This is a genomic window from Sphingomonas oligophenolica, assembly GCF_006438955.1.
In the GTDB taxonomy this organism is placed as follows: Bacteria; Pseudomonadota; Alphaproteobacteria; order Sphingomonadales; family Sphingomonadaceae; genus Sphingomonas; species Sphingomonas oligophenolica_A.
On the sequence record NZ_RCZK01000015.1, the window covers coordinates 22,495 to 42,920 of the forward strand.

The window sequence follows — 20,426 nt, forward strand, 5'->3', positions numbered from 1 at the left end:
TCAGTTGGTCGCTTGCCCCACCTTGTCATCTACGGCGGCGGGCAGCCGCAATGTCAAGCGATCCGCGGCGATCACCAGCTCGCCGCCGAGTTGGCGCGCCAGGTTGCGTGTCAGCCGGAGCGCGAACCCCACGCCAAGCAGCGATGCCCCCGCGGCAACGCTCAAATCGTCCGCGTCCGCCTCGATCCGCATCAGCGCATCGACGTCACGATCTCCGAAGGAGACCGGACGGGTGATGTCGAGGATCACGGTGTCGAGCGCGGTCGCGCCCTGCACCGCGATCCGCTCGCCGGCCCCCGCCGCGCCGATCGCGGTCCCCAACAGCCGCGCCAGCAATCGTTCGCCAAGCCGATCGTCGATCCGCACCGCGATATCGGGATCGACCTCGACCGCCAACGTCGCCGATCGGGTGTGCGCCAGTGGTTCGAGATCGCCCGCGATCCGCACGAGCAGCGGCTGGACATGGACGACGGTAGGTCGTTGTTCGAGCGCGCTGCCGTCGATCCGCGCCAGTGTATCGAGATCGTCGATCGCCGCGATCAGCGCGCTGGCCTGTTCGCGGATCGTCGTCGCATGCGCGCGATAGCTCGGCGCGACGGGGCCGAGCAATTGGGTCTCGATCAGCTCGGCGAACCCGGCGATGGCGTTGGTCGGGGTGCGCAGTTCATGGACCAGCTGGCGCAGCGAATCCGATCGCTCACTGCCCTCGGGCGTCGGCGACGCCGCCGCCTCGTCGACCCGCGGCCGCCGCGCGACGCCGCGGTAACCGGTGAACCGCCCGCTCGCATGGTCGAAGATCGGCTCACCCGCGATCCGCCACGATCCTGCAGCGTCGGACGCGCCGCCGATATCGAGCCGCGCCTGCGCGAACCGCGCGCGCTGACGGATCGCGCCACCCGCCGCGGCATCGACTTGCGTTTCCCCTTGGCGCGCCGAATGCGCGAACGACACCCCGATCAATGCGCCGCGCGCAACCCCGTCGAGCCACCGCACGACGCCGTCGCGATCGGTCTCGTACTGGAACGACAGGGCGCGCGTCGGCGCAAAAGCGGCGGCGTCTCTGCCGTCGCGCTGGCGCTGGAACGCATCGATCCGCGCGACGAGATTGGCGATCGGCGATCCGGGTGTCGCGTCCACATCGGGCGGCACATCGTCGCGCCGCTCTTCCTGGCGAAGCGCTTCGGCGATGACCGGCAGTTTCCGCGTGACATCGCCGAGCGACACGAACGGTGTCGCGCTGCGCGGCGTATCGGGCGCAGGAGTCAACGGCGACGGTGGGGCGAGATCACGGTCGTTCGCGGGCTGAACGACCGCGCCCTGCACGGAATCGTCGTGCAGCACGAAATCGGTCGCCCCGAAGCTTTCGAGGCCCCGCGCGACCTCGCCCGGCAGATCGCGCCGGTGACGCAGGATCGAGCGGCCCTCGGGGGTCAGCCGCGACAGCAGCGCCAGCCACTCCGCAGCGGGAAGCACCGCGGTCCGTAGCACCGGCGCCGCCACCGCCAGCCGATCCTCCGCGAAAAACCCGACCAGCGCCGCGCCCGGCGTCGCAAACGCCACCGCGCGCGCGCTTGCCGCGCGCACTGACTCGGGCACCGCCTGGCGCAACAGGCGCAGCCTCGCGATGGTGGGTTCGTCCGCGGGAATCCGGCCGCGGCTCATCAGGTCGACCAGCTGTCGCCACGCGGATTGCGCACCGACGCCGGGCGTCATGTCCGCCGACAGAATCGTGGTCAGGCTGTCGTCGAACCGCACGGGGCATCTCTCCGGGTTGCGGCGCGCTCGGCGGCGTCGCAACGATTCATTAACGCTTAGATCGACTCGCGAGAACCGGATAATCGTACGCGTCGCAATGTGGGACAATTGCGTTCGGCCGCAATTTTATTATCGTAGGCTTCGATTCTGCGTACCAATCGGGTGCGCCAACCGGGGAACACGACGCATGGCGTTCGATCGCATCGATCGGCAGATTTTGGCTCACCTGCAAGAGGACGGCCGGATGACCAATGTCGAACTGGCCGACCGGGTCGGGCTGACCGCGCCGCCTTGCCTGCGCCGCGTCCGTGCGCTGGAGGAAGCGGGGATCATCCGCGGCTATCATGCCGATCTCGATCCAGCCAGCCTGGGGTTCCCGATCACGGTGTTCGCGATGGTGTCGCTGCGCAGCCAGGCCGAGCTCGATCTCGCCGCGTTCGAGGCGCATGTCGCGACGATCCCCGAGGTCCGCGAATGCCACATGCTCAACGGCGAGATCGATTTCATCCTCAAGATCGTCGCGGGCGACCTCAAGGGATTTCAGGAAATCCTCACCACCCAGCTCACCCCCGCGCCCAACGTCGCCAGCGTCAAGACGTCGCTGACGATCCGCACCGCCAAATCGTTGTCGGGGATCCCGGTGAGCGGAACCTGAAGCGTCCCGGTCGGCGAACCGACGAAGCATGGATCGAATCGCCATGCGATCCGCGACGGCTTTCTATCGGCGCTAAGTGATTGAACCCTGGTGCGCCCGGAGCGATTCGAACGCCCGGCCCTCAGATTCGTAGTCTGATGCTCTATCCAGCTGAGCTACGGGCGCACAAGGGAGGGGGGCTGATAGATCGGGTTTTCGGATCGCGCAAGTGCGTTGCGAGACTTATTGCGCGCGACTAGGGCAATGCGATGTCCCGCCTTACCCTCCCGTTCGCATCGCCGATTCTCCTCCTCGTCCTCATCTCGGGCTGCGCCCGCCATGATCGCGGCTATCCCTCGCTCTTGCCGCGCCCGGTCGAGGCGCTCGGCTTCGCCGAACCCGAAACCGAGCAACCCGATGTCAGCCCCGATCCCGCGCTCGACGCCAAGATCGCGGAGCAGCGCCAGTCGCTCGCCCGCGTCGCAAAGGGGTTCACAGACGCCGCCGCCACCGCCGAGGCAGCAGCGGGCCGCGCCAAGGGACGGGCGGTCGGCACCGACGCCTGGCTCGACGCGCAATCGCGGCTCGCCGAGCTCGACGACTGGCGCGCGCAGGCCTCCGCGCTCGTCACCGACATCGACCAGATGATCGCCGACCGCGCCGCCGCGCTCGCACCAATCTATCCACCGCTCGCCACGCTGCGCGACCAGGCGGTCGCGGAGGCCACGCGGCAGGGCCAAGCGATCACGCGGATCGAAGCGATGGTACCGCCCGCCTGATCGCTGATCAGCGCATCCGCCATTTCAACAGCGGCAGGATGCTCGAGTAATCATCGGTCCACGCGCGGATCTGGCGATCGGGCGCAAGCGGGGTCCAATCCGAATCGAGCGCCTCGAGCGCCGCGATCGCGTTGGCGTTGCGCGACAATGCGATCCACTGGCTGGGCGTCGCGTGGCGGTCGAGCGGCGACGGGCGAAAATCCAGCTCCGCCGTGCGCCATCCGCCCGCGCGCGCTGCAGCCGCGACGACGGGCTCCAGATCGAGAAAGCGGTTGGAGATATGGATCAGCAGCAGCCCATCGTGCCGGACGACGCGCGCATAAACCCCAAACGCCTCCTCGGTCATCAGGTGCATCGGGATCGCGTCCGACGAGAAGGCGTCGAGTGCGAGCAGGTCCAGGCTCGCGGCGGGCGCGTGGCTCAGGCTGAGCCGCGCGTCGCCGATTACGATGGCGGGGTTGGGCGGGCAGCGCGTCAGATAGGTGAAATCGTCGCGCGCGATCCCGACCACCGCGGGGTCGATTTCGTAGAACCGCCAATCCTGCCCCGGCCGTGCGTAACAGGCGAGCGTCCCCGTCCCCAGCCCGACCACGCCCACGCGTGCGTGCGCGCCGTAAAACGCGGGGAGCGCTTCCATCGCCTGCCCGATCCCCGACCCCGGCACGTAATAGGTCGTCGGCGTCCGCTCGCGCACGGGGCTGCCGGTGATCTGGACACCGTGAACGGTGGTGCCGTGGTCGAGTTCGCGCATCGTCGGCGTATGGCGGATCGTATAGACCCCGAAATAGCTCCGGGCCCGCGCGTCGTCGGCGAACGACAGCGTCAGCGATCGATAGCCGCCGAACAGCATCACCGCGCCGACCAGCACCAGCATATAGGGCAGCCGCGCGCCCAGCGTGACCAGCCCGATCCCGGCGATCACGATGAACGCGAGACCCTGATGCCCAGCGCCGAACATCTCGCTCGGTCCTGCCAGATACAGCGCGAACAGAGCCGCGACCGCCACGGCCACGAGGCCCAGCGCAATTCGTCGGCGGGCACGATCGGTCCACAACGTGCGCACCCTGCGGGTCAGATAGACCTGCGGCACCAGCAGTCCGGCCGCCAGAATGAGTAACGGATATTCGTAGGTCCAGTCGAACACCATCGGCGCGATCAGCCCCGCAAACACGCCCCCCAGCGCACCGCCGACCGCGAGCGCCAGGTAGAACCCGGTCAGTCGGTCAGGCGCGGGGCGCAGCCGGTAGATCCGCGTATGCAGCGCGACCGAGGCGACGAACAGCAGCACGAGCGCGATGATCGTGTCGACCAAGGCATTCTGGTTGAGCCCTCCCAGTACGACCCCGCCGAGCAACAGGATCAGGATCGGCGCGATCCGGGTCAGCGTATCCGCCAGCCCTCGCCGCTCGGTGAACGCGACCGTGAAGCTCAACAGGTATAGCCCGAGCGGCAACACCCACAGCAGCGGCAACGCGACGATATCGGTGGTGATATAGGTCGATGTCGCGAGCATCAGCCCGGACGGCACCGCGGCGAGCGCGATCCACCACGCGATCCGTTGCCGCGACGCGCGCGGGCTGACCGGCTCGTCATGCAAATCGGCCGGGACCGCGCGGGGCAGCATCGTCGAACACCCGACGACCAGCGCGATCAGCACCAGATAGCCCGCGCTCCACAGCCAGCGTTGCCCGGTCAGCGCGAGCGTGGGTTCGACAAGCAACGGATAGGCGATCAGTCCGCCGAAGCTCCCGAGGTTCGAGGCGGCATAGAGCGGATAGGGATCGTCGCCCCGGCTCGCGAGGTTGAACCAGCGCTGGATCAGCGGCGCTTGCGCGCTGACCGCGAAGAACAGCGGCCCGATCGACGCCGCGAGCAGCCACGGCGCCCAGATCACCGGCGATGCCGATGACGGAAGCTCGCGCCCGATCAACCCGATCGGCAGCCAGCCGGCCGCGACCAACATCACGACGAGATGGATCACCGCCTGTCGGCGCGGCGCCAGCCGGTCGAGCCAATGCGCATAGGCGTAGCCGCCGAGCAGCAGCAGCTGATAGACCAGCATCGCCGAATTCCACACCGCCGGTGCGCCGCCCAGCCGCGGCAGTGCCATCCGCGCAACCATCGGTTGGACCAGGAACAGCAAAAACGATCCGGTCAGGATCGTCGCGATGTAGAGCACCCGTCCGCCGCGCCCCGGCGCGTGCCCGCGGTTCATCGTGGTCGGTCGATCGCGTAGGTGATGTGCGGCCGCAGCGGGTCGCCTTGCGCAAGGGCGGGATGATCGAACGCCATATCCGCGGCACGGCGCATGCCGATCCGCTCCATCAGCCCCCAACTCGCGACGTTGCCGAGTACCGTAATCGCATAGATCGTCGGCCAGTCGAATCTGGCCCAGCCATCCGCGAGGCACGCCCTTGCCGCCTCCGCGGCGAACCCGTGGCGCTGCCGATCGGGCGCTATCCCCCAGCCGATTTCGGGCAGCCCCGCGATCGGCGTGTCGTCGGGACCCGGCTTGATCCCGCAATAGCCGACGAAGCATTCGCTCGCGCGGTGCTCGATCGCCCAGAAACAGCTCCCGGTCGCCGCCCGATGCGCGTTCTGCCGCGCGGCCGCCGCCGCCGCGCCGTCCAGCGTAAGCGGCGGGCCGAGATACGCCATGAACCCGGGGTCGGTACACATCGCATGATGATGCGGCACATCCTCGTCACGCCAGGGACGCAGGATCAGCCGCTCGGTCTCGATCACGCCGCGCTGCGCTCCACCGCATACACGATCATCTCGCCCAGCGGGTCGTCGCCGGCAAAGCGCGGATGCCGGAAATCGAGGTTGGTGCGCCGCCGCATCCCCAGTTTCTGCATTAGACGCCACGACGGTTCGTTGCTGGGGCTGGTATAGGCGACGATCGCGGCATCGTCGGTGTGCGCCCAGCCCCAATTGATGCTCGCCATCGCCGCCTCGCGCGCGACGCCGCGCCGCCAGTACGCCTCGGCGATCCGCCACCCTGCCTCGAGCATCCCGAACACCGGCGAACCTGCATGATGCGCGCGGCGCAGCCCACAGATGCCGATCGGCTCCCCACTCGCGCGCCAATCGACCGCCCACATCGAAAATCCGTCGTCGCGCTGCCCCGCGATCTGCGCGTCGATCAGCGCATCGAGCGCGTCGTCGGTGGTCGGTCCGCCGAAATGCGTCATCATTGCGGGCGTGTTGATGATCGCGCGGAACCGCGGCTTGTCCGCCTCGCGCCACGGGCGCAGCGCCAGGCGCTCAGTCTCGATCATGTGTCACCCGTTGAGCAGCCGCGCGGCGTGCGCGGCGTGATAGGTCAGCACTCCCGAACAGCCCGCGCGCTTGAACGCCATCAGCGTTTCGAGCACCAGCACGTCGCGCTCGCCCGCCCCCGCCGCGACCGAGGCCTCGATCATCGCATATTCGCCCGACACCTGATACGCGAATACAGGGACTTCGAACGCGGTCTTCACGCGCAGGATGATGTCGAGATAAGGCAGCCCGGGCTTCACCATCACGCTGTCGGCGCCCTCGGCGAGATCGAGTGCGACCTCGCGGAGCGCCTCCTCGGCGTTGGCCGAATCCATCTGATACGTCTTCTTGTCGCCCTTGAGCAGGCCGCGCGAACCGACCGCATCGCGGAACGGCCCGTAGAAGCCGCTCGCATATTTGGCGGCATAGCTCATGATCTGGACGTTGTGCGCGCCCTCGCGCTCGAGCGCGTCGCGGATCATGCCGATCCGCCCATCCATCATGTCCGATGGTGCGATGATGTCGGCGCCCGCGCGCGCCTGGTTGAGCGCCTGTTCGACCAGCAGCGTCGCGGTCGCGTCGTTGACGACATAGCCCGCCGCATCGACCAGCCCGTCGTGCCCGTGGCTGGTATAGGGATCGAGCGCGACGTCGGTCAGCACGCCGACCTCGGGCACCGCATCCTTCAGCGCGCGGATCGCACGGCACATCAGATTGTCGGGGTTGAGCGCCTCGCACCCATCGTCGCTGCGCAGGTGCGCGGGCGTGTTGGGAAACAGCGCGATGCACGCGATGCCCAAGTCGCGCGCCTCTTTCGCCCGCGCGACGATCCCGTCCACCGACCAGCGCGACACGCCGGGCAGGCTGGCGATCGGTTCCTCGACCCCCTTGCCCTCGGCGATGAACAACGGCCAGATCAGATCGGCCGGGGTGAGCACGGTTTCGGCGTGGAGACGGCGGCTCCACGCGCTCGCGCGCGACCGACGAAGGCGAAGGGCAGGATAGGAGGCGGACATGCACACAGCTTTGCTTGATGCGCTTTCGACAGGCAAGCGCTACGGACGTGTGCCATGACCCCGATCACCTCAGCGGCGCTGATCGTCAATGCGATGTCGCGCACCGGACGCCGCTCGTTCAAGGCCGCCTGCGCCGCGATGCAGGACCTGCCCTTCCCGGTCGACGCGCACGCGGTCGAAGACCCCGCCGATCTCGAGGCGACCGTCGAGCGCGCGCTCGCCAAGAAACCCGATCTCGTCATTCTCGGCGGCGGCGACGGCACGATCAGTGGGCTGGTCGACCTGCTCGTCGGCAGGGACGTGATCCTCGGCGTCCTCCCCCTCGGTACCGCGAACAGCTTCGCGCGCACGCTCGGCATCCCGCTCGATATCCCGGGCGCGATCGACGTCATCCGCAACGGCGCGCCCCGGCGGATCGACCTGGGGATGATCGACGACGATTATTTCGCCAATTGCGCCGCGATGGGGATCAGTCCGCAGATCGCGCAGACGGTGCCGCACGGGCTCAAGAAGCTATTGGGCCGCATCGGCTATCTCGGCTGGGCGGCGTATCAATATACCCGGTTCAAACCGTTCACGCTGACCGTCGGTGAGGGCGCAGCGGCCGAGAGCCTGTGCGTCGTCGAGGTGCGAATCTCGAACGGCCGCTTTCACGGTGGCACCCTGCTGGTCGATGACGCCGCGGTCGATTCGGGCGACATCGTCGTCCAGGCGGTGGTCGGCACGACCAAGCGGCGGCTCGTCAAGAACTGGGTTGCCAGCGTCTTTCGCAGCGAGGCACGGCATGATGACACCCGCGATTTCCGCGGCACGGCGCTGCGCATCGCGACCGATCCGCCGATGCCGATTTCGATCGACGGCGAAGTGCTCGCCACCACCCCGGTCACCGCGCGGATCGCCGCTGGCGTCATCAAGGTGATAGCACCGGCCCAGCGTTAGCCGACTGGCATCTGCTTGCCCGTCGGCTCGCTTCCCGCCCGCACCCGCGCCGCGCCGTCCTCGGCGATCGGCGTGTCGACCAGTCTCACCCGCCGCCACCCGCCGAACCGGTAATAGCCGATCGTCAGGATCATCGAGGCGAGCGATCCCGCCGGAAAGCTCCACCAGATCGCGTCCGCGCCGATCCGGGGATCGAACACCGCGGCGATGCCGAAGCGGATCGGGAACATCGCGATCGCCAGGATCACCAGCGGCCCGACCACCGCGCCGTTCGCACGGACGGTCGCGGCGAGCACCATCGACACCCCGAACAGGATGAAGCTCCATCCCGCGATCAGGTTGATCCGCACCGCGATGCCGATCGACGCGGGGTCCTGCCCCAGGAACAGCCACAGCACATGCCGGTCGACCAGCGTCAGGACCGTGAGCAGCCCGCCGGTCAGCGCCAGGTTCATCATCAGCCCCGCGCGCGTGATCCGGTCGACCCGGTCCCACCGCCCCGCGCCGATATTCTGCGCCGCCATCGCGCTCACCGCCGCTCCCACCGCCATCGCGGGCATCTGGACATAGGTCCACAGCTGGTTCGCCGCGCCATAGGCCGCGGTCGTCGACGTGCCGTGGCGATTGACCAGCCCGATCATCGCCAGCGCCGATGTCGACACCACGAGCATCTGCAATCCCATCGGGAAGCCCTTGACGACGATCGTCTTCAACAGGTCGCGCGCGGGAATCAGATACCGCAGCTCCGCGCCACGCAGCCGGATGACCAGGTCGCGGCGATAGATGAACGCCACCAGCGCGATCAGCGCGACGCTGTTCGCGATTAGCGTGGCGAGCCCCGATCCCTCGATCCCCATCGCCGGAATCGGTCCCCACCCGCGGATGAAGAGCGGGTTCAACCCGACATCGACGAGCGAGCCCAGTGCCATGAATTTCAGCGGCGTCATCGAATCGCCGGTGCCGCGCAACGCCATCGTCAGCAGCACCGACAGGAAGCCCGGCGGCATCGCGAGGAAGATCACGCGCAGATAGGCAAGCGCGAGCGGATAGACCTCCGCCGGGGTGGCGAGCAGCCGCAGGATCGCGGGCGCGACGATCCACCCGACGCCAACGGTCAGGATCGAGATGACGGTGAACAACCCCAGCGCGGTCCCGAGCACGCGCCGAACCGCGTCGATATCGCGGCGCCCCATCTGCTGCCCGATCAGGATCGTCGCCGCCATCCCGAACCCGAACACCGCGGCGACGAGCAGGAACATGATGATATTCGCGTTGGTCGTCGCCGCGAGCGCGGTTTCGCCGAGAAATTGCCCGATCCACACCGCGTTGATCGACCCGTTGAGCGACTGGAGCACGCTCGACCCCAAGGTCGGCAGCGCGAACACAAGCAACGTCGCCGCGATCGGTCCCGACGTCAGGTCGCGCTGCTTCCCTCCCCTCCCGCTCGCGGGAGGGGCAGGGGGTGGGCTAGTCTCAGTCGTATCGCTCACGGCCTATCGTCTTCCCACCCCTAGCCCCTCCCGCCAGCGGGAGGGGGATTGTTACCCCAACCGCGCCAGCGCCGCCGACAGCCGTTCAGCCTCCGCCGCCTTGTCAGCATGATCCACCTTGGCCTTCTCGACCGCCTCGGGCTTGGCACGTTCGACGAAGCTAGGATTACCGAGCCGACCGGCGAGCGCATCGCGTTCCTTCGCCGCCGCCGCGATCGCTTTGGTAAGACGCCCGCGAGCGCTATCCACATCAAATTCGTCGCCGAGAGCAATGGTGCCCTCCAAGCCAGAGACAATAATTTGGACACCGCTTTTTGCGTTGTGCGAAATAACGCTGGCGGAAACGCCGGGCAAACGAGTCTGATTCGAAAAACCCTGCTCGGCGGGCCAAACGACTACATCTAACCGTGCCAGTCGCTTCAGAGCATCTAGCCCATGTCGTAGCCAATTACGCTCAGAATCACCAATATCTGAAATCGCAAAGTTAAGTCGCTCCGCTGGACTGATGCCCAAGTCAGTGCGCGCCGCGCGGATCTCGCTCACCAGCCGGATCAGCCAGTCGATTTCCTGCTCGGCCTCGGGATCGAGACTCCGCGCGTCCGCCATCGGCCATTGCGCGACGATCAGATCATAGGGGCGCGCCCCCATCGCGTGCCACAGTTCCTCGGTGATGAACGGCATGAACGGATGGAGCAGCACCAATATCTGGTCGAGCACCCAGCCGCACACCGTCTTGCTTTCGGCGTCGATCTCGCCGCGTTCGCCCTCGACGAAGGCGGGCTTGATCAGTTCGAGATACCAGTCGCAGAACCGGCTCCACACGAACTGGTACACCGCGTTCGCCGCACCATCGAACCGATAGTCGGCGAGCGCCAGGTCGACCGCCTGCACCGTCTTGATCGTCTCCGCGATTACCCATTTGTTGACCGCCAGCGCCGCGTCCGGCGCCTCCAGCGTCGCGCTCGCGCCGATCCCGTTGGCCTGGCAGAACCGCGCCGCGTTCCACAGCTTGGTCGCGAAGTTGCGATAGCCCTCGACGCGCTTCTCATCCATCTTGATGTCGCGGCCCTGGCTTTCCATCGCCGCCATGAAGAAGCGCAGCGCGTCGGCGCCGTAGCGGTCGATCAGTCCAAGGGGATCGACCGTATTGCCCTTCGACTTCGACATCTTCGCGCCATCCGCCGCGCGGACGAGCCCGTGGAGATACAGTGTTTTGAACGGCACATCTCCCATGAAATGCAATCCCTGCATCATCATCCGCGCGTTCCAGAAGAACAGGATGTCGAAGCCGGAAATCAGCACGTCGTTGGGGTAGCGACCGTCCAAGACTCCCCTCCCGCCTGCGGGAGGGGTCGGGGGAGGGCTTGTCGAGGTGAGCGCGTCGCTTGCTGACACGCCCTCCCCTAGCCCCTCCCGCAGGCGGGAGGGGGATTCATCCGGCCACCCCATCGTAGCAAATGGCCACAACGCGCTCGAAAACCAGGTGTCCAGGACGTCGTCGTCTTGCCGCAGCGCGACGCCCTCCCCCGCTTGACGCTGCGCTTCCTCCGCGGTCATCGCGACGTAGATCGTGCCATCTTCGGCAAACCAAGCCGGGATCCGGTGCCCCCACCACAATTGCCGCGAGACGCACCACGGCTGGATATTCTCCATCCAGTTGAAGAACGTCTTTTCCCACGTCTTCGGCACGATCCGGATCGCACCCGATCGCACCGCCTCGATCGCGGGCTGCGCGAGGGTCTTGGCGTCGACATACCATTGGTCGGTCAGCCATGGCTCGATCACCACACCGGAGCGATCGCCATAGGGGGTCTGGATCGTGCGCGGTTCGGCGTCGTGTTCCTCACCGTCCTTGTCGACATGCGGAATCAGGCAGCCATCGGCCTTCAACCGCGCGACCACCGCCGCGCGCGCCTCGGCGGTGGTCAGTCCGATCAGCTCGGCCGGAATCAGCCCGTCCGCCACCTGCACCACCCGCGCCTTCGCATCGAGCATGTTGAGCATCGTACCCGCCGCAAAACCGGCGCGCTTGCCGACCTCGAAATCGTTGAAGTCGTGCCCCGGCGTGATCTTCACCGCGCCCGACCCCAGTTCGGGATCGGCATGGTCGTCGGCGACGATCGGGATCAGCCGCCCGGTAATCGGTAGCCGGACGTTCTTGCCGACCAGCGCGGTATAGCGGTCGTCCGCCGGGTTCACCGCGACCGCCATGTCGGCGAGCATCGTCTCGGGACGCGTCGTCGCGACCTCGATGAAGCCCGATCCGTCCTCCAGCGGATAGCGCAGCCGCCAGAAGCTGCCCTTGATCTCGCGCGTCTCCACCTCAAGATCGCTGATCGCGGTGCCGAGCCCCGGGTCCCAGTTCACCAGCCGCTTGTCGCGGTACAGCAGCCCCTCGCTATGAAGATCGACGAAGACCTTGACGACCGCCTTGGAAAAGCCCTCGTCCATTGTGAAGCGTTCGTTCGCCCAATCCATCGAACAGCCCAGACGACGCAGCTGGCGCGTGATCTCGCCCCCGCTTTCGGCTTTCCAGTCCCAAACCTTGGCGACGAATTCGTCGCGGGTGAAGTCGGTGCGCTTCTGCTGGTGCTCGGCCATCCGCCGCTCGACCACCATCTGCGTCGCGATCCCCGCGTGATCGGTCCCGACCACCCACAGCGCATCCTTGCCCTGCAATCGCGCGTGCCGCGTCAATATGTCCTGCAGCGTGTTGTCGAGCGCGTGGCCGATATGCAGGCTGCCGGTGACGTTGGGCGGCGGATTGACGATCGTCCACGGCTCCGCACCGGGGCGGTCGGGGTGAAACAGCCCCTTGTCCTCCCAATGCGCGTACCAGCGCGTCTCGATCGCGGCGGGGTCGAAGGTCTTGGCAAGTTCGGTCATGCGCGATGCCTTAGCCGCCTCGCGCCACCTTCGTCACCTGTTCCGTTGCTCGCTGACCGTTCCCCGGGAGGGGATTACTGCCCCGCCTTCCCCGTCCACTTATCCATCCAGCCGAGCACCTCGCGATACCATTGCCGCGAGTTGTTGGGTTTCAGCACCCAATGGTTCTCGTTGGGATTCACGATCAGACGCGACGGAATACCGCGTCGCTGCAGCGCGGTGAAGGTCGCCAGGCCCTGGGTGTAGGGAATCCGGAAATCCTTCTCGCCGGTGACGACCAGCATCGGGGTCTTCCACTGGGCGACATAATTGACCGGGTTCCATTTCTCGAACGCCTGCGGGTCCTCGTAATAGGCCTTGCCGCCATGTTCCCATTCGTCGAACCACAATTCCTCGGTTTCGTAGGCCATCGCACGTGCGTCGAACACGCCGTCGTGCTGGACGATGCACTTGAACCGGTCGGGCCATTTGCCCTCGAACCAGTTCATCATATAGCCGCCGTAGCTGGCGCCGAGCGCGCACGCGTTGTTGGCATCGAGCCAGGCGTATTTGTCGGTGGCGGCCTTCAGACCCTTCTGCAAATCCTCGAGCGGCCAACCACCCCAATTGTTGCGGATCGCGTCCTCGAACCCCTGGCCGTAGCCGGTGCTCCCATGGAAATCGACCGCGACCAGGCCGTAGCCCGCGCCCGCGAACACCGCCGGATTCCACCGGTACGACCAGCTGTTGTTGCTCGATCCCTGCGGCCCGCCATGGACCATATACGCGACCGGCACCTTGCCGCTCGTACCATAAGGCTTCACCGCATAGCCCCACACGGTATCATCGTTCGCGCCCTTGAAATTGAACCGCGTGACCGTCGGCATATCTATTCCGGCGAGCTTCGCCGCGTTGACGCTCGTCAGCCGCGTCGGCGTGCCTGCCTCCGACACCCGGTAATAATCGTCGGGTGCGGTCAGGCTGTTCATCGAGACGACGACGCCCTTGGGCAGCACCGTCACCGACGACACATTGCCCCGCTGCGTCAGCCGCGTGACCTGCCCGGTCGCGGCATCGACCCGCCACAGCGGATTCTCCTGGGTGTCCTCCGCGGTCACCAGCAACGACCGCGAATCGGGCGCCCACGCGATCGAGCCGACCGACCGGTCCCACCGCTCGGTCAGCGATACCAGCGTGCCGGTCGCCAGATCGCGGATCGTCAGCACCTGCCGATCGGCTTCGTAGCCGGGCCGCCGCATCGCGAAATAGGCAAGCTTGCGCCCGTCGGGCGACACCGTCGGCAGATTGTCGGTCGCGTCGTTGGCATCGGTCAGATTGACCGGAGTGCTCGATCCATCGGCGGGCGCGGCGAAGATGTCGAGATTGGTCGACAGCGGCTCGATCCGCCCCGCCTCGCGCAGCGCAAAGTACACGGTCTTGCCGTCGGGGCTCCAGTTGACCTCCTCGCCCCCGCCGAACGGCTTGGACGGCGTATCGCCGACCAGCGCACCCTCGATTCCGACGCCGTTGCCCTTCGCGCCCGCCGCGGTGATCGGCAGCACGAACAATTGCGATCGCGTCCCGTCCGCCCATGTGTCCCAATGGCGCACGAACATCCGGTCATAAATCCGCGCTTCGCCTGCGTTTGGGTCGGGCTTCACCATCGGCGGCTGCAAGCTCGCCGCGCCGGGCTGGCGGTCGGCCCACACCACGATCCGATCCGCGGTCGGCGCAACCTTGAACCCGCCGAAGCCGCCATCGAAATCGGTGATCTTGCGCGGCTTCCCGCCAGTCATTGGGACCGACCAGATCGCATCGCTCGCGGCATAATAGAGCGTCGATCCGACGATCTGCGGGTCGGTTTCGTTGACCTGCGGGTCGGCAACCAGCGTGGTCGGCACCGCGCCGGGCTTGGTCAGGTCGAGCCGCCACAGATCGTACCGGCCCTTGTTGGCGGCGAGATCGGCTTCGCGCTGTTGCCAGACCAGCCAATGGCCGTCGGCGGACGCGGTCGGTGCCCCGACCCGCGACAGCGTCGCCACGTCATCGATGGTGAGTTGACGCGCACCGGCGGGTACGGCGGCGGCGGCGATCGCGATCAGGCTCGCGGAGACATATTTGTTCATGACCGGGATTGAAGCAGATGCCGCCAGCCACGGCAACCGGCGCGGCTCGTCACCCGGGCGAACCCGGGCGGTCGGGCGTTACCGCGCCTGCCCGGTAATCTTCGCGATCTCGCGCGCGACCAGCGTCTCGACCAGGTCGGGAAGATTCGAATCGAGCCAGTCGCGCAGCATCGGGCGCAGCATCTCGCGCACCAGCCCCTCGAGCGTCCCGTCGCTTCCCGGCTCCTGCTTCACGATCAGGCGGCTCAGCGAATCGAGCGAGCCGCGACTCGCCGCCGCGGTCTCTAGCGACAGGATCGGTTCGGGCTTGGCCGCATCGGCGCGTGCGCGGTCGCGGGGCCAATCGGGATCGGGCATCGGGTCGCTCAGCTCCAGGATCGGTTCATCGGCCGCCCGCCCCTCGCTCACCCGCTCGGCCCCGTCATTACTATGGTCATCGTGGGCGTCAGCGCGGCCTTGGTCGTGGTCGTCCGCCATCGGCGCCGCCCGCCGATCGACCGTGGTAGCCGCGCGCGGCGCGCGGCGCGGGCGCGGCTGACCGCCGTCGCCCTCCTCGGCAATGATCCGTTTGATCGACGAGAGGATATCCTCCATCGATGGTTCGGCGCCGATGTCCCCCATGCGAAGCATCCCGTCTCCGCCCGTCCCCGCTATTGGCGATCCGGCGAAGCCTTACCTGTCGTCAACGCCGGGTTCCTGTCAACCGGCGTATCGAGCATCGGGTCGAGCGCCCGCGTCACGGTCGCGTTCTGCGCCGGGGTATCGGCGGTCGTCGACGCGACCGGATCGGGCTCGCCATCGCCGCCGAAATCGCTGATCTTGTGGCGGACGCGCTTGTAGTTGATCGTCGGGTCGTAGAGCACGCCGCCCTCCAGCCCCAGGTCGTTCGCCTCCGCCTGCCCCATCGCTGCGAGCAGCGCGAAGCCCGCGACATAAGCGTCGCGCCGCGCGGTGACGAGCGTCACCTGGCTGTTGAGCAGTTCCTGTTCGGCGTTGAGGATATCCAGGATCGTCCGCGTGCCGACGCTGTTTTCGGCACGAACGCCCTCCAGGCTCAGCTTGTTGGCGTTGACCGCGGTTTCGGACGAGGTGATGACCTGCAACGACGATTGCCACATCGCATAGGCCGATCGGGTCTGCGAAATCACCGTGCGCTCGGCGCCGGTCTCGTTCTCGATCGCCTGGCTGCGCAGCGCTTCGGCCTGGCGCACCTGCGCTGCGGGACGCCCGCCCTGGAACAATGGCAGCGTGAATTGCACCCCCGCGGTCGCGCTGGTCGCGCTCCCCGCGATCGACTGGCCGTTGGCGAGCGACGGGATAGAGCCCAGATAATTGGTATAATTTCCCCCCGTGACCAGGTTGACCTTGGGCAGCCGGTTCGCGCGTGCGACCGCGACATCGTATCGCGTCGCGTCGCGCTGCTTGCGCGCCGCGGCCAGCGTCGGATTGCCGTCGAGCGCGGTCGTCACCGCGGTCTGCGGCGAGTCGGGCAGGTTGGGCAGCGCGGGCGGCGTTTCCAGCGCGGCCGGGGGCGACCCCACCACTGCGACGTAGGTTTCGCGGCTCGCGATCAGCTGTGCCTCGGCCGACTGCAACTGCGCATTCGCCAGCGCCAGTCGGGCTTCGGATTGCGCGACGTCGGTCCGGGTCAGGTCGCCGACCTGAAATCTATCACGGCTCGCGCGCAAATTGGTGTCGAGCACGCGGACATTCTGCTGGTTCAACCCGACCACGGCCTCGTCGCGGATCACGTTCATGTACGCCGCGACAACGTTGGTGAACAGATTGGCCTCGGTACTGCGCAGCGTCGCGCGGCCCGCCTCGACCCGCGTCTCCGCCGCCTTCACCCCGTTCTTGACTGCGCCGCCCGAATAGATCGGCAGCGCGACGTTGACCGACGCGTTACCAAACCGACTGGGACTGAAGAAACTATTGTTCGCTTGGACGAGGTTGTCGGTCACCCCGCCGTTCGCGCTAACCCCTGGCAGCCCCTGCGACCGCGCGATCGGGACATTCTCGTCGGTCGCGCGTTGCGCCGCGCGCTGCGCGGTGATCGTCGGGTTGGACTGATAGGCCTTGAGCAATGCCTCTTGCAGCGTCTCGGCCTGCGCGACCGACGCGTACGCCAGCATCGCCGCGCCCACGAACAACCGTCGCGTCGTCGTCATTCTCGTCGTCATCTCAGAAACTAAACCCCCGTGGTCGCGCGAAGCCGGGCAGCACCACGCAATCGGCATCCGCGAACGCGGCCAGGCCAAAGCCTCCCGCGGTCTTCCGCCCCCCTGCAAGCCGAGTTACCCCCGACTCAACAATCCCCGAAACGATGCGACCCCCGCTCCTGACCTGGCCGATCAGCGCATCGGGGACCGCCTCGATCGCGCCGTCGACGATCAGCACGTCGTACGGCGCGCCCGCGGCATGGCCCGCGGTCAACGGCGCTTCGACCAGTTCGACCGCGTCGATCCCGCTCAGCGCCATGCGCGCGTCCGCCACCAGCGCCTGATCCTCTTCCACCGCCACGATTGTTCCGACGATCTGCGCCAGGACCGCGGCGGTGTAGCCGGTGGCCGCCCCGATCAGCAGCACGCGATCGTCGGGCGCCAGATCGGCTTCGGTCAGCAGCCGCCCCGTCGCCATCGGCGGGTTAAGCTGGCGTCCGCCCCCCAACGCCACCGCAGTATCGCGATACGCAATTTCGCGCGCCGCGGCAGGAACGAAATCCTCGCGCGGCACCCGCGCCATCGCCGCGACGACGCGCTGGTCGCTGACGGCATTGGTCCGCAGCTGGCTGGCGACCATGGCGTGGCGCATCGTGGCAGTCGCAGTGGGGTCGGCGATCATGATCATTCGTCCTTTTTCGCACAGCTGTCTTAGCTGCGCAATACACCTTTTGATCGACCGGGTTTATCGCGGCTGATCGCGCGCGCCAAGTATCAACACTGGTTTATCTTGGCGACATCCGCCCTAAATTCTTGAAGCACTGGCCTGTATCGGCAATCCGATCTACCAACCCGGCAATGATCCCCGCACAATATCACCGCCTGATCGACTGGATCGGCGACGGCACCGGCCTTCCCGACACGCTGCTCCACATCCACGCGGGTATGGTGTTGTTGATGCTGGCCCGGCTCGTCACGCGTCGGTCGCTGGGCAGTTTCGTGCCCTTGTCGGTCGTTGTCGTGGCCGAGGCCGCTAACGAGCTGCTCGACCGGCTCCATTTTCATGCGTGGCGCTGGCCCGACACGATCGCGGACGTGATCAACACGCTGCTGTGGCCGACGGTCATCTGCCTCGGCATCCGGCTGCGGCCGATGTTGACCCATACCGCGGGAGTTGACCCGGCGACCAAAACCACGCACTAGCCGCGCCTTCGCTTCGAGGCCCGATGGCGGAGTGGTTACGCAGAGGACTGCAAATCCTTGCACCCGAGTTCGATTCTCGGTCGGGCCTCCATGCGTTAACCCGCTGATTTTCTGCGCTTAATGTCGACCATCTTGCCTCTGACAACCTGCCCCGGCTCAAGGGGCGTGTGTAGTTCCTGTGTAACTGCGTCAGGAAAAGGCGTGCTGAGCGTATCGATCGCCGCGTCGATGTGGACACCGTGGATGTGGGTATAGCGCAGGATCATCTACAGCGTCTTGTTGACCGCTGATCCGCTGAATGGTCGGGAGGTCGGTCCCTGCCTTCACCAACCGGGTGATCGCGGTGTGGCGCATCGTGTGCGGCGTGACCTTGTCGGGATCGAGGCCAGCTCGAACGACGGCGCGCAGGAAGGGTCGGGCCATGTTAGTGCGATGTTCCTTCTTCGCCTGCTTCTCGATAATGGCCGGGAATACCCAACCGTCTGGGTCCGCTTCCATCGCGCGCTGCCGCTCTAGGGCATCGGCAAGCGCCTTCGTGATGGGCTGCTCGCGCTGGCCTGCCTTGGCCTCGGGAATGAATATGCGTCTGCTAGCGAAGTCGATCTGGTCGTAACGCACCGCAAGGATCTCGCGATGGCGCATGGCAGCGTTGAGGCCGAACGCGACGAACAGCCAGAGCCGCCCGTCCTGGTCACCCTCCGCGCCGCGCATCAACGCGGTCGATTGCTTGTCGGTGAGGACGGCGATCGGCTTGGCGGGCTCTGGCTCCTTCGGGATGAGCGGCACCGTCTCGGCCTTGATCCATCGCCACGTGACCGCGCATCGCAGCATGTGCGATAGTGTTGCCATCTCGCGGTTCACCGTCGCCGCGGTCGCGCCCGCCGTGCGCCTTGTCTTGCGATATTTCTTCAGCCCAAATTCGGTGAGCTTGTCGATCCGCTCCTTGCCGAGCGCGGGCTTGAGGTGCTGGCGAAGCTGGCGGCGCTTGATCGGGACGTTCTTGCCGTCGCTCTCTTCTAGCCGTTTGATATACTCGTCTGCGGCGTCGGCGAACGACTGGTGAGCCTTTCGCCCCTGGGGAAGGTCCAACCGCCCTTCCCTCGCCTTGGTCCTGAAGGATTCGATGGCGCGTTCCGCTTGCTCGCGCGTGACGCCTTCGCTTTCGCGTCCCACGACGCGGTGGATGCGGTGGCCGTCGACCATGATGTTGACGCTATAACGAACGTCTCCGGTCGACTGCCGCTCGGCTGTGATCCCGTGCTCGGAGAGCTTTTCGCCGATTGCGAGAACGCGGATAGCGGGCCGGGTTAGCCGTTGGAACTTAAGCGCCATTAGCGGATTCGCTTTTCTTAGGTCCGAGCATTTCAAATAGGTTGGTTGCCTCTTCGGTTCCTAATGCGAAGCTGTTCAGCCTCTTTCTACGCCGGTCGAGAGCGCGCTCAAGTTCGATTCCGCTAGCATCCGCGGCAACATTGAAATTTCGCAGTATTGAAAAATATTCAGCTTGGACCTTAGGTGATAGTTCTGGAAGATCTCCGTCTTTTTCGATCTTGTGGTGTGCCTCGAAAACCTCGAGTTTTGTTTGCGCCACCCCGTATTCGATCTGGACCCTCCCTGCCGCTTCAATTTCAGGATCATCAAGCGCCCGATCTGATGGCCGGTGCCACTCTAACAGACGCCTAGCTGCGGCCCAGACTGCGGCATATGTCTGGTCGTCCTTCGTCCATTGTTTGCCCGTCCGCTCCTCAATCGCGTGAATGGTCGCGGCCATGAGGTGCGCGAACGTCGCAATCTCCGCGCCTCCATTGGCTTGGTCAAACAGGAATGAGCTGATGAGGCGGCGTTCGACCTCGCCGGAAAGCGAGTTGCCAAACAGTTCCGCGGCCTCCTCAATCCGCTCGCGGAGAGGTGGCTCCGGTCGTCTGCACAGGCTCGCGGCTTGGATAAGTGGATCGCCGCTGGTTGATCATGCCGCTGCGAGAAGCGGCTGGTCGAAGTATATCTGGTCGGGCGTGCGGCCGCCAAGAGCTGAGTGCGGCCGGATGCCATTATAAAATGCGAAGTATCGGCCGATGCCGGCGCGGGCCTCGGGGACCGATGCGTAGGCGTGCAGATATACCTCCTCGTATTTCACCGAGCGCCAAAGGCGCTCAACGAACACGTTGTCGCGCCAGCAGCCCTTGCCGTCCATACTGATGG

18 protein-coding genes and 2 tRNA genes are annotated in these 20,426 nt (G+C 66.3%); 5 read left to right on the forward strand and 15 right to left on the reverse strand.

Annotated features, from left to right (window positions below; genetic code table 11):
* Window positions 1-1,755 (reverse strand): sensor histidine kinase, encoded by a 1,755-nt coding sequence (locus tag EAH84_RS13980; RefSeq protein WP_241656619.1) that lies wholly within the window; start codon window positions 1,753-1,755, stop codon window positions 1-3.
* 187 nt (window positions 1,756-1,942) lie between these two features.
* Here EAH84_RS13980 and EAH84_RS13985 point away from each other — a divergent pair, with 187 nt between their 5' ends.
* Complete coding sequence (locus EAH84_RS13985; protein ID WP_140872617.1) at window positions 1,943-2,410, forward strand: Lrp/AsnC family transcriptional regulator; 468 nt, start codon at window positions 1,943-1,945, stop codon at window positions 2,408-2,410.
* A gap of 88 nt (window positions 2,411-2,498) precedes the next feature.
* Here the strand turns inward: EAH84_RS13985 and EAH84_RS13990 are convergent.
* Window positions 2,499-2,575, reverse strand: a tRNA-Arg gene (locus EAH84_RS13990).
* Window positions 2,576-2,658: 83 nt separating this feature from the next.
* Between EAH84_RS13990 and EAH84_RS13995 the strand changes: the two genes are divergently transcribed.
* Window positions 2,659-3,168: a hypothetical protein gene (locus EAH84_RS13995; protein WP_140872618.1), complete on the forward strand. Its 510-nt coding sequence runs from the start codon at window positions 2,659-2,661 to the stop codon at window positions 3,166-3,168.
* 7 nt (window positions 3,169-3,175) lie between these two features.
* Here EAH84_RS13995 and EAH84_RS14000 read toward each other — a convergent pair whose 3' ends face one another.
* Genes EAH84_RS14000 through hemB form a run of 4 tightly spaced genes read right to left on the reverse strand, consistent with a single transcriptional unit; the run spans window position 3,176 to window position 7,445 of the window.
* Window positions 3,176-5,383 carry a spermidine synthase gene (locus EAH84_RS14000; protein WP_140872619.1) on the reverse strand — a complete coding sequence of 736 codons (2,208 nt, stop codon included), beginning with the start codon at window positions 5,381-5,383 and terminating at the stop codon, window positions 3,176-3,178.
* Window positions 5,380-5,913, reverse strand: a complete 534-nt coding sequence (locus tag EAH84_RS14005) for a GNAT family N-acetyltransferase (RefSeq protein WP_140872620.1) — start codon at window positions 5,911-5,913, stop codon at window positions 5,380-5,382. The genes EAH84_RS14000 and EAH84_RS14005 overlap by 4 nt, the downstream gene beginning before the upstream one ends.
* Entirely contained in the window at window positions 5,910-6,449 is a 540-nt protein-coding gene (locus EAH84_RS14010; protein WP_140872621.1) for a GNAT family N-acetyltransferase, read from the reverse strand. The genes EAH84_RS14005 and EAH84_RS14010 overlap by 4 nt, the downstream gene beginning before the upstream one ends.
* A 3-nt stretch (window positions 6,450-6,452) precedes the next feature.
* The gene (hemB, locus tag EAH84_RS14015) at window positions 6,453-7,445 is read right to left on the reverse strand and encodes a porphobilinogen synthase (RefSeq protein WP_140872622.1); all 993 of its coding nucleotides are present in this window, start codon (window positions 7,443-7,445) and stop codon (window positions 6,453-6,455) included.
* Between the two features lie 54 nt (window positions 7,446-7,499).
* Here hemB and EAH84_RS14020 point away from each other — a divergent pair, with 54 nt between their 5' ends.
* Entirely contained in the window at window positions 7,500-8,384 is an 885-nt protein-coding gene (locus EAH84_RS14020) for a diacylglycerol/lipid kinase family protein (RefSeq protein ID WP_140872623.1), read from the forward strand.
* Here the strand turns inward: EAH84_RS14020 and EAH84_RS14025 are convergent.
* The 6 genes from EAH84_RS14025 to EAH84_RS14050 form a co-directional block, all read right to left on the reverse strand.
* Complete coding sequence (locus tag EAH84_RS14025) at window positions 8,381-9,874, reverse strand: MATE family efflux transporter (protein ID WP_140872624.1); 1,494 nt, start codon at window positions 9,872-9,874, stop codon at window positions 8,381-8,383. The two genes, EAH84_RS14020 and EAH84_RS14025, sit on opposite strands and share 4 nt — an antisense overlap.
* A 51-nt stretch (window positions 9,875-9,925) precedes the next feature.
* Window positions 9,926-12,760 (reverse strand): valine--tRNA ligase, encoded by a 2,835-nt coding sequence (locus tag EAH84_RS14030; RefSeq protein ID WP_140872625.1) that lies wholly within the window; start codon window positions 12,758-12,760, stop codon window positions 9,926-9,928.
* A gap of 74 nt (window positions 12,761-12,834) precedes the next feature.
* Window positions 12,835-14,865: an alpha/beta hydrolase family protein gene (locus EAH84_RS14035; RefSeq protein ID WP_140872626.1), complete on the reverse strand. Its 2,031-nt coding sequence runs from the start codon at window positions 14,863-14,865 to the stop codon at window positions 12,835-12,837.
* 78 nt (window positions 14,866-14,943) lie between these two features.
* Window positions 14,944-15,486 carry a DUF2497 domain-containing protein gene (locus EAH84_RS14040; RefSeq protein WP_140872627.1) on the reverse strand — a complete coding sequence of 181 codons (543 nt, stop codon included), beginning with the start codon at window positions 15,484-15,486 and terminating at the stop codon, window positions 14,944-14,946.
* 29 nt (window positions 15,487-15,515) lie between these two features.
* Complete coding sequence (locus EAH84_RS14045) at window positions 15,516-17,033, reverse strand: TolC family outer membrane protein (RefSeq protein WP_425326465.1); 1,518 nt, start codon at window positions 17,031-17,033, stop codon at window positions 15,516-15,518.
* A 13-nt stretch (window positions 17,034-17,046) separates the two neighbouring features.
* Window positions 17,047-17,706 (reverse strand): protein-L-isoaspartate O-methyltransferase family protein, encoded by a 660-nt coding sequence (locus tag EAH84_RS14050; RefSeq protein WP_241656620.1) that lies wholly within the window; start codon window positions 17,704-17,706, stop codon window positions 17,047-17,049.
* 176 nt (window positions 17,707-17,882) lie between these two features.
* Between EAH84_RS14050 and EAH84_RS14055 the strand changes: the two genes are divergently transcribed.
* A complete protein-coding gene (locus tag EAH84_RS14055) occupies window positions 17,883-18,227 on the forward strand; it encodes a hypothetical protein (RefSeq protein WP_140872630.1) in 345 nt (114 codons plus the stop codon).
* A gap of 17 nt (window positions 18,228-18,244) precedes the next feature.
* A tRNA-Cys gene (locus tag EAH84_RS14060) sits at window positions 18,245-18,318 on the forward strand.
* Window positions 18,319-18,416: 98 nt separating this feature from the next.
* On the opposite strand, the gene EAH84_RS14065 is transcribed toward EAH84_RS14060, so the two are convergent.
* The 3 genes from EAH84_RS14065 to EAH84_RS14075 all read right to left on the reverse strand — a co-directional run.
* On the reverse strand, window positions 18,417-19,430 hold the full coding sequence (locus tag EAH84_RS14065; protein WP_241656621.1) for a tyrosine-type recombinase/integrase: 1,014 nt from the start codon (window positions 19,428-19,430) through the stop codon (window positions 18,417-18,419).
* Between the two features lie 118 nt (window positions 19,431-19,548).
* Window positions 19,549-19,998 (reverse strand): hypothetical protein, encoded by a 450-nt coding sequence (locus EAH84_RS14070; RefSeq protein WP_140872631.1) that lies wholly within the window; start codon window positions 19,996-19,998, stop codon window positions 19,549-19,551.
* 195 nt (window positions 19,999-20,193) lie between these two features.
* Window positions 20,194-20,426, reverse strand: a 233-nt coding sequence (locus EAH84_RS14075) for an integrase core domain-containing protein (RefSeq protein WP_140871468.1), incomplete at its 5' end; no start/stop codon positions are given.

Coding starts and splice junctions, on each gene's coding strand:
- EAH84_RS14065 (WP_241656621.1), bottom strand. CDS start 19,430: ATGGTCGACGGCCACCGCATCCACCGCGTCGTGGGACGCGAAAGCGAA.
- EAH84_RS14035 (WP_140872626.1), bottom strand. CDS start 14,865: ATGAACAAATATGTCTCCGCGAGCCTGATCGCGATCGCCGCCGCCGCC.
- EAH84_RS14040 (WP_140872627.1), bottom strand. CDS start 15,486: ATGGGGGACATCGGCGCCGAACCATCGATGGAGGATATCCTCTCGTCG.
- EAH84_RS14055 (WP_140872630.1), top strand. CDS start 17,883: ATGATCCCCGCACAATATCACCGCCTGATCGACTGGATCGGCGACGGC.
- EAH84_RS14000 (WP_140872619.1), bottom strand. CDS start 5,383: ATGAACCGCGGGCACGCGCCGGGGCGCGGCGGACGGGTGCTCTACATC.
- EAH84_RS13995 (WP_140872618.1), top strand. CDS start 2,659: ATGTCCCGCCTTACCCTCCCGTTCGCATCGCCGATTCTCCTCCTCGTC.
- EAH84_RS14010 (WP_140872621.1), bottom strand. CDS start 6,449: ATGATCGAGACTGAGCGCCTGGCGCTGCGCCCGTGGCGCGAGGCGGAC.
- EAH84_RS14070 (WP_140872631.1), bottom strand. CDS start 19,998: ATGGCCGCGACCATTCACGCGATTGAGGAGCGGACGGGCAAACAATGG.
- EAH84_RS13985 (WP_140872617.1), top strand. CDS start 1,943: ATGGCGTTCGATCGCATCGATCGGCAGATTTTGGCTCACCTGCAAGAG.
- EAH84_RS14030 (WP_140872625.1), bottom strand. CDS start 12,760: ATGACCGAACTTGCCAAGACCTTCGACCCCGCCGCGATCGAGACGCGC.
- EAH84_RS14020 (WP_140872623.1), top strand. CDS start 7,500: ATGACCCCGATCACCTCAGCGGCGCTGATCGTCAATGCGATGTCGCGC.
- hemB (WP_140872622.1), bottom strand. CDS start 7,445: ATGTCCGCCTCCTATCCTGCCCTTCGCCTTCGTCGGTCGCGCGCGAGC.
- EAH84_RS14045 (WP_425326465.1), bottom strand. CDS start 17,033: ATGACGACGACGCGACGGTTGTTCGTGGGCGCGGCGATGCTGGCGTAC.
- EAH84_RS14050 (WP_241656620.1), bottom strand. CDS start 17,706: ATGATCGCCGACCCCACTGCGACTGCCACGATGCGCCACGCCATGGTC.